Raw genomic sequence first — 16,140 nt, 5'->3', positions numbered from 1 at the left:
AGCCTCTGCAACGAGGCAACGATCACGCAGAAGCGGAGGTTTTCATTTGAGGCAACGTATTAGTCTTCCCGGAGGTATTGCAATGAGGCAACAGGATCGGAACTGTGTGACTTAGCTGACCAGCTGGTCCAGCGAGGCAACCATGCCGCCGTCGAACCCCTGCCCCGGCTCCCCCGTCCGGTTCAGCCAGACGCCAAGCAAGCCGGCCGCCGTCGAGCCTTCCGCATCAAGCAGCCGGTTATCGCCGACGTAGAGGGTTTCGGCGGCAGGGGTGCCCAGCAGCCGGACGCCTTCGAGGTAAATGGCCGGGTTGGGTTTGGCCACTCCCAGGGTGTCCGTGCCCACCAGCCGCGAGACGCGCTCCAGCCCGGCGCTGTCGAGTTTGGCCCGCTGGTAATCGTGGACATTGTTGCTGACCGCGCCGTAGGGAATACCCGCGCGGTCCAGGACATCGAGCAGCGGCAGCACGTCCGGGAAGGGTTTGACGTAGGAGGGCTGCTTCTCCATGTAGGCGCTGAGCCACCGGTGCGATTCCTCACCCTCCCCCAGGTCCACGCCAAAGTGCCCCAATGCGGCCCGGCCGCGGAGGAGGCGCTGCTCGTTGAACGTCAGGTCACCGGCCAGGTATTGGTCGTAGTAGTGCGTGGTCTCGTGGGTGAAGATGCGGCCAAACCGCTCCCACCCGGCCTGGTCCAGGCCGGGCAGGAGGTGTTCGCTGACTTCCCGCAAGGCAGTCGTCATCGAATATTCGAGGTCCACCAGGGTGTCGTCGATGTCGAAAAGGACGCCCCGGACGGGCCCGAAGGGCGTTTCCAGGACACCGCTGCGTGCCTTGCTGGGAGCAGTCATCAGCCGCGGAAGGTCCGGAGCCGGCGCAGGGAGGATTCCTTGCCCAGGATCACCATGGATTCAAACAGCGGCGGCGAGATCCGCCGCCCCGAAACCGCTGTGCGGACGGGGCCGAAGGCGAGGCGCGGCTTGATGCCGAGGTCTTCCACAAGCGCCTGTTTCAGGGCCGTCTGGATGTTGTCCGGGGTCCACTCGTCAACGGGCTCGAGCGCCGTGATGGCCGCGTCGAGGACTTCGGCCAGGTTTTCCGGCAGTCCCTTGCGGGCGTCGTCCGCGATGTCGATGGCGTCATCGTTCTTGAACAGGAATCCGAGCATGTCCGGCGCCTCGCCCAGGAGCGAGATGCGCTCCTGGATCAGCGGTGCGGCTTCGGTGAGGATCTCTTCCTGCCGCGCGGTCGGCTGCTCCCCCAGGTAGCCGGCCGCCTGCAGATAGGGCACCAGCCGGTCCCGGAAATCCTCCGGCGCAAGCATCCTGATGTGGGTCCCGTTGATGGCTTCTGCCTTCTTGATGTCAAAGCGCGCCGGGTTGGCCAGGACGTCGTGCACGTCGAAGTTCTCGATCAGCTGGTCCACCGTGAAGATGTCTTCGTCGGCAGACAGGCTCCAGCCCAGCAGGGATAGGTAGTTCAGGAGGCCTTCGGGAATGAAGCCGCGGTCCCGCAGCAGGAACAGGTTGGACTGGGGATCCCGCTTGGACAGCTTCTTGTTGCCTTCGCCCATAACGTACGGCAGGTGGCCAAATTCCGGCATGTAGCTGGCCACGCCAAGTTCCATCAGGGCGCGGATGAGGACAACCTGGCGCGGCGTGGAGGAGAGCAGGTCCTCACCGCGCAGCACGTGCGTGATGCCCATGAGTGCATCGTCGACAGGATTGACCAACGTGTACAGGGGGGATCCGTCAGCGCGCACAATGACGTAATCCGGGATGCTGCCGGCCTTGAAGGTGATCTCGCCGCGGACCAGGTCTGTGAAGGTGACGTCCTCATCCGGCATCCGGACCCGCAGCACGGGCTCGCGGCCTTCGGATTTGAAGGCCGCTATTTGTTCCTCGGTCAGCTCACGGTCAAAGTTGTCGTAGCCGAGCTTGGGGTCGCGGCCCGCTGCGCGGTGGCGTGCCTCGACCTCCTCCGGGGACGAGTAGCACTCGTAGGCGTAGCCGGCCTCGATCAGCTTGGCCACGACGTCCTTGTAGAGGTCCAGGCGCTGGGACTGCCGGTACGGCTCGTGCGGACCGCCGACTTCCACGCCTTCTTCCCACGTGATGCCCAGCCACTTCAGTGCTTCGAGCAGCTGCTGGTAGCTTTCCTCCGAGTCGCGTGCCGCGTCCGTGTCCTCAATGCGGAACACGAAGGTGCCCTTCGTGTGCTTGGCATGGGCCCAGTTAAACAGCGCCGTGCGGATCAGCCCGACGTGCGGGGTTCCGGTGGGCGAGGGGCAGAAACGGACCCGTACCGGTGTTTCGGCAGGAACGGAGGGCAGGGAGGCAGCAGGCGACGCAGAAGCAGTAGTCATAGTGGCTTCAACTTTACCGCCTGCCGCCAGGGCCCTTGGCGGGCCTGGGTCAGCGGCGGACTATGGGGTTGGACAACCGGCCGATTCCTTCGATTTCCACCTCAAAGCGGTCGCCGGCGTTAACCAGTCCGACCCCGGCCGGGGTGCCGGTCATGATGACGTCGCCGGGCAGCAGCGTGAAGGCCTGCGAGACGACGGACACGAGTTCGCGGACCCCGCGGATCATCTGGCTGGTGCTGCCGTCCTGGCGCAGTTCGCCGTTGAGCCGGCCCTGGATCTGGAGATCCTCGGTGTCCAGGTCGGTCTCGATCCATGGACCCAGCGGCGCGGAGGTGTCAAAGCCCTTGGCACGCGTCCACTGCAGGTCGCTCTTCTGAACGTCCCTGGCGGTGAGGTCGTTGCCGCAGGTGTACCCGAAAATGACGTCGTCCACCCGGTCTTCCGGGACGTCCTTGCAGATCCGGCCGATCACCACGCACAGTTCCGCCTCGAACGAGACTTCCTCGGAGAACTCCGGCAGGACAACGGGATCGTTGGGGCCAACGACGGCGGTGTTGGGCTTCAGGAAGAGGAGCGGCTGGGCGGGCACTTCATTGCCAAGCTCATGGGCGTGCTCCACGAAGTTGCGGCCCACGCCGATGACCTTGCTGCGCGGGATGATGGGCGCCAGCAACCGGACGTCCTCCAGCTTGTGCCGGACGGACGTGCGCTCCACGCCGTTGAAGAAGGGGTCTCCGTGGATGACAGTGATTTCCTCACTGCCCGTTTCGCCTTCCACAACGCCGTACAGGGGATCAGAATCGACAACAAACCTGGCAATACGCATGGTCCCTACCCTACCGTCCCGGCCTGGCCGCTTCCTTCAGCGCGCAGGTAGTGCAGCTGTGCGGCAACGGACATTTCGGCTGCCCGCCGGACGGAAGGGCCGACGTCGGAATAGACGGCGTCAGCCACCTCACCCACGGTGGCGTCCCGGCCGAGTTGTGCCAGCGCCGCGCGGACCTGGCCGAGCCGCTCCTGCCGGTGCAGGCGGTAATCCCGCGCAATGGACTCCACGGAGGGCAGCACAGGTCCGTGCGCCGGGAGGACGGTGGCCGGACCCAACGCCTCAAGCCTGTCCAGCGTGGTGAGGTAGTCCCCCAGTGTGCCGTCCGGGAAGTCCAGCATGGTGGTGCCCCTGCCCAGGATGGTGTCGCCGGTCAGCACGGAACCGTGGGGGCCGTCGTCGGGAAGATGGAAGGACAGCGAATCCGACGTATGGCCGGGAGTGGGCAGCACGTTGATCTCCAGCCCGGCGGCGTGGACCACCCCGCCGTGCAGGGGTTCTCCACCGCCCTGGCAATGCACGGGATCGGCGGCACGGACCGGGGCGCCGGTCAGTTCGTGCAGGCGGGCCGATCCGGCAGTATGGTCAGCGTGGCGGTGGGTGATGAGGATCAGTTCCACCGGGCCGGCATCGGCAAGTGCTTGGAGGTGGGCCTCGTCCAGCGGGCCGGGGTCCACCACGACGGCGCCGGGATACCCGGCGGCCCGCACGACGTAGGAGTTGGTTCCCTCGAGGCTCATGGGCCCGGGGTTCGGGGCCAGAATGTACCGCGTCAGGGCAGAGCTGCGCTGCAGGATGGGGCCGGAAGCTGAAGTCACCATCACATCTTTGCATCCGGCGCCGGACCACCGCCGCCCCGCGTCCGGAATAGAACAGCCGGGTGCCTCGGTTGACCACCAGTGAATCCCCTCGCTCTCTCCCAGGAAGCCGGAACCACACACCATGAGCACCACAACACTTGCAGACCTCCTCGCCGCAGCCGATTCCGCCGGCCACGACCATGCCGCGACGGAGAAGAACAGCGGGCTCCTGCACATCCACAACCATGCAACGGGTGGCATCGTCTGGTTTCCCACGTGGCGGAAGTTCCGCGAAACCGCCGATTGGAGTGAGGCGGTGGAAAAAGCGGCCAGGGACCTGCCTGCGGATTCGGTACCCGCGGAGGAAGCGGCAGCGCGTGTTCTGGCCGACGACCTGGAGGATCTCCTGAAGCGCGCCGCCGCGGCCAGTGACGCCAACATGTTTGTCCAGGAGAACCTCACGCGCCACCTGACCCGGATCTGGGCTGTCGCGGACGCCGTCGCCAAGGCAGAGGGCAAGGATTTGCCTGGCGGCACTACCACGCCGCCCATTTTTACCGGCTACCCCTACGACGTGTACGCCCAGGACGGCGGCGTCTTTGCGACGACGCTGTGGAACGACATGATCGACGCCCGCCGCAACCGGGCGCTGGAAGAAGAAGCTGCACGGAAGGCCCTGAAGCCTGTTTCCCGCAAGGCCTTGAAGAACGCCGCCAGGAAGGCCGCCCGCCGCTGACCTGGACGGCTGACTCCCGCCGTGGTACGTACACAACGAACGGCGCCCGCCGGGCAGAAGCCCGGCAGGCGCCGTCGTTGTTGTGGGGCTTGAGCGCCGGCTATGCCAGGCGGGTCAGCCAGCCGTGGGTGTCCGGGACCGCCCCGGTCTGGATGCCCAGCAGCTGCTGGCGGATGGCCATGGTGGTCTCCCCCGCCGTAGCGTCCTCGGAGCCAATGAACTCGGTGGCGTCCTTCAAGACGCCGATGGGGGTGATGACGGCCGCGGTGCCGCACGCGAAGACCTCGGCAATATCGCCGGAAGCGACGCCGTCGCGCCACTCATCCAGGGTGATCTTGCGTTCGGTAACCTCACGGCCCATGTCCTTTGCCACCTGGATGACCGACATCCGGGTAATGCCTTCCAGGATGGTGCCGGTGAGGGCGGGCGTGACGAGCGAGCCGTCCTTCATCACGAAGAACACGTTCATGCCGCCCAGTTCTTCAACAGCATCGTCGTTGAAGTGGTCCAGGAACAGAACCTGCTTGCAGCCGTTGGCTTCAGCCTCCTGCTGGGCAATGAGCGAGGCTGCGTAGTTGCCCCCGCACTTGGCGTCGCCCGTGCCGCCCCGGCCCGCACGGGCAAATTCACGTGAGATCCAGATGGAGACAGGCTTGAGTTCGCCGCCAAAGTAGTTCCCGGCGGGCGAGGCGATCACGCGAAAGGACACTTCACGGGCTGCACGGACGCCCAGGAAGGCCTCCGTGGCGATCATGAAGGGCCGGAGGTAGAGTGCTTCGCCGTCGCCGGCGGGAACCCATTCCTTGTCAGCGGCCACCAGTTCGCGGATGGCTCCGAGGAAGTACTCTGCCGGCAGTTCCGGCAGGGCCAGCCGCCGGGCTGACTTGTTCAGGCGTGCGGCGTTGGCTTCCGGACGGAAGCTCCAGATGGAGCCGTCGGCGTGGCGGTAGGCCTTGAGCCCCTCGAAAATCTCCTGCCCGTAGTGCAGCACCGCAGCCGACGGATCCAGGGTGATGGGTCCATAGGCCTCCACGCGCGGATTGTGCCAGCCGCCGTTGCCGTCCGCGTCCACGCTGTAATCGACGATGGCGGTGTGGTCGGTGAAGTGGTTGCCGAATCCCGGCTTCGCCAGGATGGCTGCACGCTCTTCAGCAGACTTCGGCTTGGCCGAAAGCTGCTGGCTGAATTCGACGCCATGGGCAGTCTGGGTCATGGTTCCTCCACGATCGGCCGCCCCGGGTTCAGCGCTGAACGGCAGGGCGGCATTTGGTGATTCGAGACAAGCTTACGCCCGATGCAGGAGGCCTCGGCGCGCTAGAGTCCGGCGGCGATGGCATCGCCCACGGCGCTGGTGCTGCGGGGGCTGCCGTCGCGCTTTTCGACGTCGGCAACCACCGCGGCTTCGATCTTCCGGGCAGCACCGGCGTAGCCAAGGTGGTCGAGCAGGAGGGCCGCCGAGAGGATTGCAGCGGTGGGGTCTGCTTTGCCCTGCCCGGCGATGTCCGGGGCGGAGCCATGGACGGGTTCGAACATGGACGGCGCCGTGCGGTCCATGTTGATGTTGCCGGACGCTGCCAGCCCGATGCCGCCGGTGATGGCCGCGGCGAGGTCGGTGAGGATGTCACCGAAGAGGTTGTCCGTGACAATCACGTCGAAGCGGGACGGATCCGTGACCATAAAGATGGTGGCGGCATCCACGTGGAGGTAGTCGTGCGTCACCTCGGGGAACTCCTCGGCAACGGCCTCGACGGTGCGCTTCCAGAGATGCCCGGCATAGACCAGGACGTTGTGCTTGTGGACCAGGGTAACGTGCTTGCGTTCCCGGGCGCTGGCGCGGCGGAAGGCATCGCGGACCACGCGCTCCACGCCGTGTGCCGTGTTCAGGGACACTTCGGTGGCAACTTCGTGCGGGGTTCCGGCGCGCAGGGTGCCGCCGTTGCCCACGTAGGGGCCCTCGGTTCCTTCGCGCACCACGATGAAGTCGATGGTGCCGGGGTTGGCCAGCGGGCTGCCCACTGTTCCGTAGAGCCGGGACGGCCGCAAATTGACGTAGTGGTCCAGGCTGAAGCGGAGCTTCAGGAGCATCTCGCGTTCAATAATGCCGGAGGGAATGCGCGTGTCGCCGGGAGCGGCGCCCACTGCGCCGAAAAGGATGGCGTCCCGGGTCCGGAGGTCGGCCAGGACCTCGTCCGGCAGCGTCTCCCCCGTGGCCAGCCAGTGCTCGGCGCCGAGCTTGTAGTGCGTCTGCTTGAGCTCAACGCCCTCAGCGGCCACAGCCTTTTCCAGTACTTTGACTGCCTCGGCGATGACTTCGGGGCCAATGCCGTCGCCGGGAATAACTGCCAGATCAATGGAGGATGCGCTCATGCTTTTCAGGGTAGCCAAGTCATCCATATGCTGGTCAAGCTGTCTCAATATACGGGCGATGCCACAACGACGACGTTGGTTCCCCACAGGTCATCCGTGTAGCAGGAAATAAGAACCAGCCTGTTGGGAGCAACGTCCCAAATGGCGCTGTCCTTCAGGCCTGACTTTTCGTACGTGGTGACCGAATCAACACGGTAACCGAGTTCGCCGGTACCGGTGGCTACGGTGAGGAGGTCACCGGCAGACGCCCGGCTGCTGAGCCGGTTGAAGGGCGCCTCACGGTCCTGCCAGCTGTGGCCCACCACGTAGGTGGTATTGGTTGAGCCGGCTCCCGGTGCCCCGTACGGCGTTAGCCAGTATCCGTCCATGGTGGGAGGCGGAATGATGGTCTGGCGCTCCTTGTCGTCGGCGCTCGGATCGAGAGGATGAACCACCACGTCAATGTCCGCAGACGGGTAAACCAGCCGTTGCGGAGGCGCCGCGGGCGGCCAGGCGGGAGTGGCCGGCGGCAGGTCGGGAGTCAGCGGCGCTGCCGGGGATTCCGGGGCAGTACCGTAATTCGTCGACGACGGCGGTGCGGAAGCCACGGGCGGGCTGCCGCCAGACTGGACGCTGCCGCCTCCCATACCCAACAGTGCGGGCAGCAACAGGAACATCAGGCAGCCCAGCGCGGTGAGCAGGCCCAGGGCGGCGATAAAGCGAAGGCGCGGTGCGTCCCATCGGGTCCGTTTCGGGGCGGCAGGACTTTCTTTTTGATGTGCAGTGGATGGTCCGGGTTCGTTCACGGTCACCTCGGGCTTCGAATCAATTCGATCAAAGGCGCAAAAGGTACACGGCGCCGTGCCACTTTCGGGGCACGGCGCCGTGCGCATCATTCAGCCACTTGCCGCCAGCGCACCGGCCGGCGTGCTAACTGCGGGCTTCGCCATGGCGGCTGCCGCCAGCTGCCAGGGTTTTCCGGGCTGCAATGGCACCTCCGGCGAGCAGCAGGACGGCCGCGCCTCCGAGCCAGGGAGCCATCCCCGGATCCGGCTCAGACACCGCGGTCTGAACGTTGAAACCCTCGTTGACCGCGGTCACTGCACCGCCCCCGACGACAGCGCCTGCCGGGGCGGGGGCCGGGGCCGGAACCACGGCACCGGCCGGAGGTACGACCGCCGGCGGCACTACGGCAGGTGGAACCACCGGCGGAACAACAGGTGGAACTACGGGCGGTGCTTTCGTGGGAACGCACCCGTTGTTGTACGTGGCTTTCCCGTCGTCAGTCCAGTTCTGCCCCGCGGGGATTACCTTCCCATGGTTCGGCGGGATGATGTCCTCGGTGTGCTGGTGGTGGTCACCGGCGTGGCCGTTGAGGCCCTGCAGGGCGATGGTGATGACCACGTAGGGGTTTGACGCCGATCCCGTCGCGTGGCAGATGGTGATTTTCTTGTCGTTGCCCTCATGCGGGGTTCCGCCCGGCTTGGCGCAGCCGGCATTCCACCAGTCCACCTTGTGGAGGTTCTGGCCTGCAGGCAGCATGCTGTTGGCCGGAATGATGTCCTCATTGTGCTGGTGGCCCAGGTGGGCTTTGAGTGCGTTGAGGCTCATGGTGACTGACACGTAGGGGTTCGTGTCTGAGCCCGTCGCGTGACAGATGGTGATCTTCCCGTCACCGCCGGATGATTCCGGTGGCGAGGCCACGGCCGTGGCTGACGCGCCTAGAAGGGCGAGGCCTGTGACCCCGAGTGCGGCTAGGATCCGTTGCATTTTTTCCGTCTCCGTCCATAGTCTGCTTCAAACTGCAAGACGTACGGGAGAACACGACCGCCCCAACCTGACGGGTCACAACGCAAACAGACAGCATCGGGGCGACGGTTCTCCCAGATGCGAACTGTCAGTTTGCTAACCCGTTCAGGCTATGGAAGGCGGGGCGGAGAGTCCCGAGTAGGAAATACCTGTGTTCGAACCGCCGGGCTACTCTGCGACCGGATAGATACCTGCCCGGACGTTCCGGAGCCGGGCATAATGCTTAGGCTTCCGCAGGCTCCTCGTACTTCGGGAACACCGGCGCCGGGGCAGGCAGAACAGTTCCGGCAACGATCGGGGTACCGATGGCGGCAAACTGGCGGGCTTCCCCTTCGGGCTGGCCCAGGCTGTCCAGGAGGGCGGCCGTCGCGGTGGGCATCACCGGCTGGGCCAGGATGGACACGATCCGGAGTACCTCAAGCGTCACGTACAGCACGGTGTTCATGCGTTCGACGTCGGTCTTCCGCAGCACCCAGGGCGCCTGCTCGGCAAAGTAGGCATTGGTATCGCCCAGGACAGTCCAGATGGCTTCCAGGGCGCGGCTGAATTCCTGCTTCTCGAAGGCAGCCCGGGCCGTTTCGAGGAGGCCGTTGGCCTGCGCCAGGATGGCGTTGTCCTCGGCGGTGAAGGTCCCGGGAACGGGAACGCGGCCCTCGCAGTTCTTTGCCACCATGGACAGCGAACGCTGCGCGAGGTTGCCGAAGTTGTTGGCAAGGTCGGAGTTCATCCGGCCCACGATGGCCTCGTGGTTGTAGCTTCCGTCAGCGCCGAAGGGAACTTCCCGGAGGAAGAAGAAGCGCACCTGGTCCAGGCCATACTGCGCCACGAAATCCGCGGGAGCCACCACGTTGCCGAGGGACTTGGACATCTTGACGCCGTTGTTGTGCAGGAAGCCGTGGATCATGACCCGCTTGGGCAATTCCAGGCCCGCGCTCATAAGGAACGCAGGCCAGTAGATGGCGTGGAACCGGGAGATGTCCTTGCCGATGACGTGGACGTCGGCCGGCCAGTACTTCCGGAACTTCTCCGAATCGACGTCCGGGTAGCCAACGCCCGTGAGGTAGTTCGTGAGCGCGTCCACCCACACGTACATGACGTGTTTGTCGTTGCCGGGAACGGGCACGCCCCAGTCGAATGTGGTGCGGCTGATGGACAGGTCCTCCAGCCCGCGGCGGACGAAGCTGATCACCTCGTTGAACCGGGACTGGGGTGCGCCGAACTCCGGCTGCGCCTCGTAGAGGGCCAGGAGCCGGTCCTGGTAGGCGGAGAGCCGGAAGAAGTAGCTCTCCTCTGCCGTCCAGGTCACCTCGGTGTCGGTTTCTTTCGAGTAGCGCACGCCGTCGTCCTTGACCACGGTGTCATCCTCACCGTAGAACGCCTCGTCCCGGACGGAGTACCAGCCCTCATACTTCGACAGGTAGATGTCGCCCTTGGCTTCCATTTTTTTCCAGATGGCCTGCGACGCGGCGTAGTGGTCCTCGTCCGTGGTGCGGATGAAGCGGTCGTACGTGATGCCCAGGGCGGAATGCGCCGCTTTGTACACCTCCGCGTTGCGGTCCACCAGCTCCTTGGGCGTGATGCCCTCCTTCTCGGCCGTCTGCGCGATCTTCATGCCGTGCTCGTCCGTGCCGGTCAGGAACATCACGTCAAAGCCGTCCAGCCGCTTGAAGCGGGCCATGGCATCGGTGGCGATGTACTCGTAGGCGTGGCCGATGTGCGGCACGCCGTTGGGGTAGGTGATGGCCGTGGTGATGTAGAACGGCGTTTTCTCTGAAGCAGTCACGTGCGGACGGTACCTTCGGTGCGGAGGGGCGGGCTAGATCAGTTCAGTCAGGGAATCGCTGAGCCGGACCAGTTCGTGGTCGTGCGACGCCACCAGGACGGCGATTCCATCGGACGTGGTGTCTTTCAGGATACTGATTATGCGATTGGCGGACGCGCGGTCAAGGCTTGCTGTGGGCTCGTCCACCACCAGGACCCTGGTGCCCAGGATCAGGGCCCGGGCGATGGCCACGCGCTGGCGTTCGCCGCCGGACAGCTGAGCGGGGCGGTGCCGCATCCGGCGGCCCAGGCCCACCAGGTCCAGCAGGTCCTTGGCCATGTCCCGCCGCTGGTCCACTTCCCCGTCGGGAACGGCCGGCAGGAGCACGTTTTCGAGGGCGCTCATACCGTCGATCAGGGCGCCGCCCTGGTCCACGTATCCGATCAGCGCACGACGGCGGTCGGCGATTTCGTCGTCGCCCATGCTTTCCAGGGAGTCGCCTTCCCAGAAGACGCGTCCCGACGTCGGCAGCGTGAGTCCCGCGCCGACGGTCAGGATGCTGGTCTTGCCGGAGCCGCTTCGGCCTGCGACGCAGTGCATCTCGCCGGCGTGCAGGGTGAGGTCGAAGCCTTCCACAACGCTGACGGCTTCAGCACCGCCCTTGCCGCCGCCGTAGCGGATGGTGATGTCGCTCAGCTCCAGCGGGGTGGCGTGGTCGGCCTCCTTGACGATGGTGTTGGCGCGGGTCTGCAGGGGAACCTCGCCGGAGCCGCCCCGGCGGCTCCGCTGGACATTGGTCGGGTTTGTCATTGGACCACTTTCGTTGCAATCGGTATCCAGCAAAGTACAGCCACGAGGCCGGCGACGCCTGCCCACAATGCGGCATAGGGTGCCAGCAGGAGGCCGATACCCAGGGCGCCCAGCACGCCCAGGGGCAGGGCCACGGTTCCTACCAGCGCGTTTTCGAAGAGCCGGACCTGGCGGAGCATGTCCGGGTTCCATCCCATCGCCTCAAGGATGCCCAGGTACTGGCGCTTGGCGTTGAGCTCAAACCGGCCGGTGACCAGTGTCAACACCAGGCCCACCACAACCCCGGCGAGTGCGAGGAGGATGCTCGGCAGCGCGACGCTGGCGGCGGCCAGCCCGCTCAGGGCGCTGGCACCGGCCGCGCGGGGGATGTCGATCAGCAGAGCGATCAGCCCGCCCACAGCGGCACCGAACACGCCCACGGCGACGGCCAGGGACAGCGTGTTGAATTTGTTGGTGCCCAGCTGCCGGTTGGCGAAAGTCAGCGGCGAGTCCACCGGAATAAGCCGCTCGTCGTGCTGCGGCTCCTGGTCGATGACGTCGCGGTGGCGGAGCTGCTGGGCTGCGAAGAGGGCAGCACCTGCGTAGAGCACCAGGACGGCGACGCACACCAGGGCCGTGGCCAGGCTCCAGCTGAGCAGGCTGAGCACGATGCCGGCCACTGCCAGCAGCACGGCTCCCACGCCGAATTCCTCCAGCACCCAGCTGCGGATCCGCCGCTGCGTCCAGCCCATGGCCCGGAGGGTACCGGCTTCGCTTCGGCGCTTGCGGATGTAGCTCACTGTTGACGCGCCGGTCAGCAGGGCGGCACCGCACAGGGTCAGGAAGAGCAGGGTGATGTTGGTTCCCGACAGCGATCCGGTGACCGCCTCCGCCGCATTCTGCCGGACCCAGGACTGCTGGACGGTGCCCAGCGCAGATTCCTTGCCGGCGTCGTCCTTGGAGTATCCGGGGACGAAGATGCTGGCGTCCTCACGCGCGGAGCCGGCCACGATGGTGGCTTCGAGGCCCATGGCGCGGATTTCGTTGGCGAGCTCTTCCACCTCGGGCTGGGCTTCCTTCCAGCTGCCCGGCGCCTTGGCACGGACACGGATGGCGTCGATAACGTCGGCGTTGTCCGTGTAGCCGCGGGCGGCAGCCAGACCGTAGTAGTCGGTGATGGCTCCGGCAGACTGGCTGGCGAGGCCGGTGGCGCTCAGGGAGGGTTCCAGCTCGGTGGCGGGCACGTCCTTGCCCTCGGCATCCTTGACCAGGGTGAACGGGGTGGGGTCGTAGCCGCCAAGGGGCAGCTTGTTGACGTCGCCGGCGGCCTCCGCCACAGCGGCGGGATCAAAGGTTCCGTAGACCATGGCCAGCGGAGCTGCCACCTGCTCCCCTGTGGCCAGGTTTTCCCGGTAGGAACGCTCATCCACGGGTTCGCGCTGGGTCTGGTCCACGGGGGTGCCGTTGGCGCTCTTTTCAGGCAGCCGGTTGATGGTTACCCATTCGCCGGGAACCGCGGTCTTTTCCACGGCGCCGTTGGCTGCGGCCTCGCCGTCGGTGTATTTGGGGGCGGCGGCAAAGTCGGTGCTCCAGGTGGCAGGGGTGTAAAGGCCCTGGTTGAAGTTGCCGGTGCTGCCCAGGAGGGAGGAGTGGTCCGTGGAGCCGGGCCAGGACAGGACGAAGGGGTCCTTGGAGACGAACGGCAGGTAATCCTTGTCCAGGGAACGGGAGACGGTTCCGACGTCCTTGACCACCTTGCCGGCGTCGTCGATCTCTTCGATCTTGACGTTGTACTTCAGGTCCAGGGAGGTGCCCGAGCGGACAATCAGCGGAATGGCCTGGGAGTCGGCGGTCAGCTGGCCGGTCCGCTTTGCCTGCTGGTACTGGGTCATCAGGGGTGCCCAGTACTTGAGCTTGACGCCCAGGAAATCCGGTCCTTCTTCGAGCTGGTCGAGGCCGATGCCGTTGGTGAAGAGGCCTTCGAAGTAGCGTCCGATGGCTCCGGCGTCGCGGGCGTCGGCAGGCGGGGCCTTCTCCAGCGGGGCAAGGAAGTCACCGGAGGATCCCAGCAGGGCGCGCTCGGCGGCGGGGTCCACGGCCACCACGGATTCCGTTACCTCGGGGGCCAGCGGCAGGGACACGGACAGGTTGAAGAGGTTGTGCTCGGAGCCGCCGGCCGGCGCGGGGAACTTGATGCCCGTTTCACCTTCGGGCGCGGCAATCCGGATGCTGTTGCCGCCGGCGGCCTTTTCCTCGACCAGCTTTGCCTTGCCAAGGCTTCCCTCGGCAGTGGATTTAAAGAGCGTTTGTTCGGAGACGCCGTCGGAGCTCACGGCGCTGGCGGTGAGGCGGTACTTCTTGGTTTCGTCGCTCAGCACGGACTCGGCCGCGGGCCACTTGTCCGGAGCCGTGGCGCCGGCCGCCTGGTCCGCCGTGGCGGTTCCGGCCAGCCCGGCGTTGTAGCCGAGGTAGTCCATGGCGTCCAGGCGCGGGGACTCAAGGTTCTGCGTGACGCGGGAGACCAGGCTGATGGGGGCGGCAACCGACGTGCCGGACAGCTTCCGTATCGAGTCCAGTTGTTCAAAGCTGATGCCACCGGTGCCGTTGGCGATTTCGGGCTGCAGCAGCGCACCGGAGGGCGCTTTCGCCTGGACCAGGACGTCGTAGAGTCCCCGGGAATTTTCATCCACGGTCCTGTTGAGTGCAGCCTGTGACTGGCTTTGGACGAGGACCGACAAGCACATGGCTGCGATCAAGATGGCCGCGGTCAACAGCAGCACTTTGCTTCTGATGAACCTCTGGACGGCGTTCATTGAACTCCCTGAAACCTGGATTGCGTGCGCACATACGTGTCCGGCCGGGCCGGACATGGGCGATTAACGGACGGATGTGCAAAAGGTATTGGCCGGTCTGCCGGCCCGGTCCTGAATCAGGACCCAGCCATTGTAAGCAGACCGGCCAATCATACGTGGCCCCGCCGGGGCGCGCCGAGGGGAGCCGCTGGTACGGCGTTTCCCGGATCCTGGGCTAGTCCTCCAGGTCCACTTCCCGGACCATCTCGGCGCCGATGCCGGCCTTGATGGCGTCGAGGACCTGCTGCGGCACGGAGCTGTCGATGGTCAGCAGGGCCAGAACCTGGCCGCCCTGGTCGTGGCGGGCCACCTGCATGCCGGCGATGTTGATGTTGTTCATGCCCAGGATGTGGCCGATGGTCCCAATGACGCCGGGGCGGTCGGTGTAGGCCACCACTACCAGGTGCTCACTGATGGGGATTTCAACTTCGAATCCGTTGATGCCCACCAGTTTCTGGATCTGCTTGGGGCCGGTCAGGGTGCCGGCCACGGAGATCTGGCTGCCGTCGCTGAGGGCGCCGCGAAGGGTCAGGACGTTCCGGTAGGACTCGGTTTCGGGGGTGGTGATCAGGCGGACGTTGATGCCGCGCTGTTCGGCGATGACCGGGGCGTTGACGTAGGAGACCTGCTCGGTCACAACGTCGGCGAAGATGCCCTTCAGCGCTGCCAGTTCCAGGACCTTGACGTCGAGCGACGAGATTTCGCCGGCTACCTCCACGTCGAACTGGGTCAGGGAATCGTGGGTCAGCGCGGTGAAGATGCGGCCCAGCTTTTCGATCAGCGGGATGCCCGGGCGGACGTCGGGGGCGATAACGCCACCGGCCACGTTGACGGCGTCCGGAACCAGTTCGCCGGCGAGGGCGAGGCGGACGGACTTGGCAACGGAGACGCCGGCCTTTTCCTGGGCTTCGTCAGTGGAGGCACCGAGGTGGGGGGTCACCACAACGTTGTCCAGCTTGAAGAACGGCAGGTCGGTGCTGGGCTCCTTGGCGAAGACGTCGACGCCGGCGCCGGCGATTTCACCGTCCTGCAGGGCCGTGAAGAGAGCCTCTTCGTCCACGAGGCCGCCGCGGGCGACGTTGACCACGTAGGCGGTGTTCTTCATCTTCTTGAAAGCATCGGCGCCGAGCATGCCCACCGTTTCCGGAGTCTTGGGCATGTGGATGGTGATGAAGTCGGACTGGGCCAGGAGCTCGTCCAGGGTGACCAGCTGCACGCCGAGCTGCGCTGCGCGGGCGGAGGTGATGTAGGGATCGTACGCAAGGATCTTGGTGTCAAAGCCTTTGAGCCGTGCTGCCACCAGGGCGCCGATCCGGCCGAGGCCGATGATGCCGATCTTCTTCTCGAACAGTTCGATGCCGGTGTACTTGGAGCGCTTCCACTCGCCGTCCTTGAGGGCGGCGCTGGCCTGCGGAATGTGGCGGGCGAGGCTGAGGATGTGGCCCACGGTGAGTTCGGCGGCGGAGACGATGTTGGACGTGGGGGCGTTAACCACCATGACGCCGGCCTGGGTGGCGGCCTTGATGTCCACGTTGTCCAGTCCGACGCCGGCGCGGGCGATGACCTTGAGGTTCTTGGCGGCCGCGATGGCCTCGGCATCGACCTGGGTCGCGGAGCGGACCAGGATGGCGTCAACGTCGCTGATCGCCGAGAGCAGCTGGGACCGGTCGGCGCCGTCGGTCTGGCGGATTTCAAAGTCCGGGCCAAGGGCCTCGACGGTGGCGGGGGAAAGTTCTTCGGCGAGCAGTACTACGGGTTTTGACACGGCTGATCCTCTGCGTTGCAGTCCTGGGGATGGAACAAGTCTAGGCCGACGGAAAGGCCGGGCTCACATTGTTAAGTGTGAACCCGGCCTCA

13 protein-coding genes are annotated in these 16,140 nt (G+C 65.7%); 1 reads left to right on the top strand and 12 read right to left on the bottom strand.

The features are described 5' to 3' along the window. Window positions 1–111: 111 nt before the first annotated feature. From B5520_RS14365 to B5520_RS14350, 4 genes are read right to left on the bottom strand one after another with little or no spacing between them, the layout of a single operon-like run. Window positions 112–849: an HAD family hydrolase gene (locus tag B5520_RS14365; RefSeq protein ID WP_079597743.1), complete on the bottom strand. Its 738-nt coding sequence runs from the start codon at window positions 847–849 to the stop codon at window positions 112–114. After that, window positions 849–2,363, bottom strand: coding sequence for a glutamate--tRNA ligase (gene gltX / locus B5520_RS14360; RefSeq protein ID WP_079597742.1), 1,515 nt, complete (start codon window positions 2,361–2,363; stop codon window positions 849–851). Before gltX ends, B5520_RS14365 begins: the two co-directional genes overlap by 1 nt. 49 nt (window positions 2,364–2,412) lie before the next feature. Continuing rightward, on the bottom strand, window positions 2,413–3,189 hold the full coding sequence (locus tag B5520_RS14355) for a fumarylacetoacetate hydrolase family protein (RefSeq protein WP_079597741.1): 777 nt from the start codon (window positions 3,187–3,189) through the stop codon (window positions 2,413–2,415). Window positions 3,190–3,194: 5 nt separating this feature from the next. Next, entirely contained in the window at window positions 3,195–4,010 is an 816-nt protein-coding gene (locus tag B5520_RS14350) for an MBL fold metallo-hydrolase (protein WP_176156870.1), read from the bottom strand. A gap of 121 nt (window positions 4,011–4,131) precedes the next feature. Here B5520_RS14350 and B5520_RS14345 point away from each other — a divergent pair, with 121 nt between their 5' ends. Further along, complete coding sequence (locus tag B5520_RS14345) at window positions 4,132–4,725, top strand: hypothetical protein (RefSeq protein WP_079597740.1); 594 nt, start codon at window positions 4,132–4,134, stop codon at window positions 4,723–4,725. 100 nt (window positions 4,726–4,825) lie between these two features. Here the strand turns inward: B5520_RS14345 and B5520_RS14340 are convergent, their stop codons facing one another. The 8 genes from B5520_RS14340 to serA all read right to left on the bottom strand — a co-directional run bounded on the left by B5520_RS14340 (window position 4,826) and on the right by serA (window position 16,048). Next, window positions 4,826–5,938, bottom strand: coding sequence for a branched-chain amino acid aminotransferase (locus tag B5520_RS14340; RefSeq protein WP_079597739.1), 1,113 nt, complete (start codon window positions 5,936–5,938; stop codon window positions 4,826–4,828). A 101-nt stretch (window positions 5,939–6,039) separates the two neighbouring features. Then, window positions 6,040–7,092, bottom strand: a complete 1,053-nt coding sequence (locus B5520_RS14335; protein ID WP_079597764.1) for a 3-isopropylmalate dehydrogenase — start codon at window positions 7,090–7,092, stop codon at window positions 6,040–6,042. A 44-nt stretch (window positions 7,093–7,136) separates the two neighbouring features. After that, window positions 7,137–7,877 (bottom strand): class F sortase, encoded by a 741-nt coding sequence (locus B5520_RS14330; protein WP_079597762.1) that lies wholly within the window; start codon window positions 7,875–7,877, stop codon window positions 7,137–7,139. 124 nt (window positions 7,878–8,001) lie between these two features. Next, window positions 8,002–8,841 carry a hypothetical protein gene (locus B5520_RS22770; protein ID WP_176156869.1) on the bottom strand — a complete coding sequence of 280 codons (840 nt, stop codon included), beginning with the start codon at window positions 8,839–8,841 and terminating at the stop codon, window positions 8,002–8,004. Window positions 8,842–9,103: 262 nt separating this feature from the next. Beyond that, window positions 9,104–10,663: a methionine--tRNA ligase gene (metG, locus tag B5520_RS14320; protein WP_079597737.1), complete on the bottom strand. Its 1,560-nt coding sequence runs from the start codon at window positions 10,661–10,663 to the stop codon at window positions 9,104–9,106. 33 nt (window positions 10,664–10,696) lie between these two features. Continuing rightward, a complete protein-coding gene (locus B5520_RS14315; protein WP_079597736.1) occupies window positions 10,697–11,452 on the bottom strand; it encodes an ABC transporter ATP-binding protein in 756 nt (251 codons plus the stop codon). Continuing rightward, the gene (locus B5520_RS14310) at window positions 11,449–14,244 is read right to left on the bottom strand and encodes an ABC transporter permease (RefSeq protein WP_079597735.1); all 2,796 of its coding nucleotides are present in this window, start codon (window positions 14,242–14,244) and stop codon (window positions 11,449–11,451) included. Before B5520_RS14310 ends, B5520_RS14315 begins: the two co-directional genes overlap by 4 nt. A 214-nt stretch (window positions 14,245–14,458) precedes the next feature. Continuing rightward, complete coding sequence (serA, locus tag B5520_RS14305) at window positions 14,459–16,048, bottom strand: phosphoglycerate dehydrogenase (protein ID WP_079597734.1); 1,590 nt, start codon at window positions 16,046–16,048, stop codon at window positions 14,459–14,461. Between the last annotated feature and the right edge of the window lie 92 nt (window positions 16,049–16,140).

The sequence above is a fragment of the Arthrobacter sp. P2b genome (assembly GCF_900168295.1).
Classification (GTDB): domain Bacteria; phylum Actinomycetota; class Actinomycetes; order Actinomycetales; family Micrococcaceae; genus Arthrobacter.
This window is presented reverse-complemented; position numbering and strand designations above follow the sequence as displayed.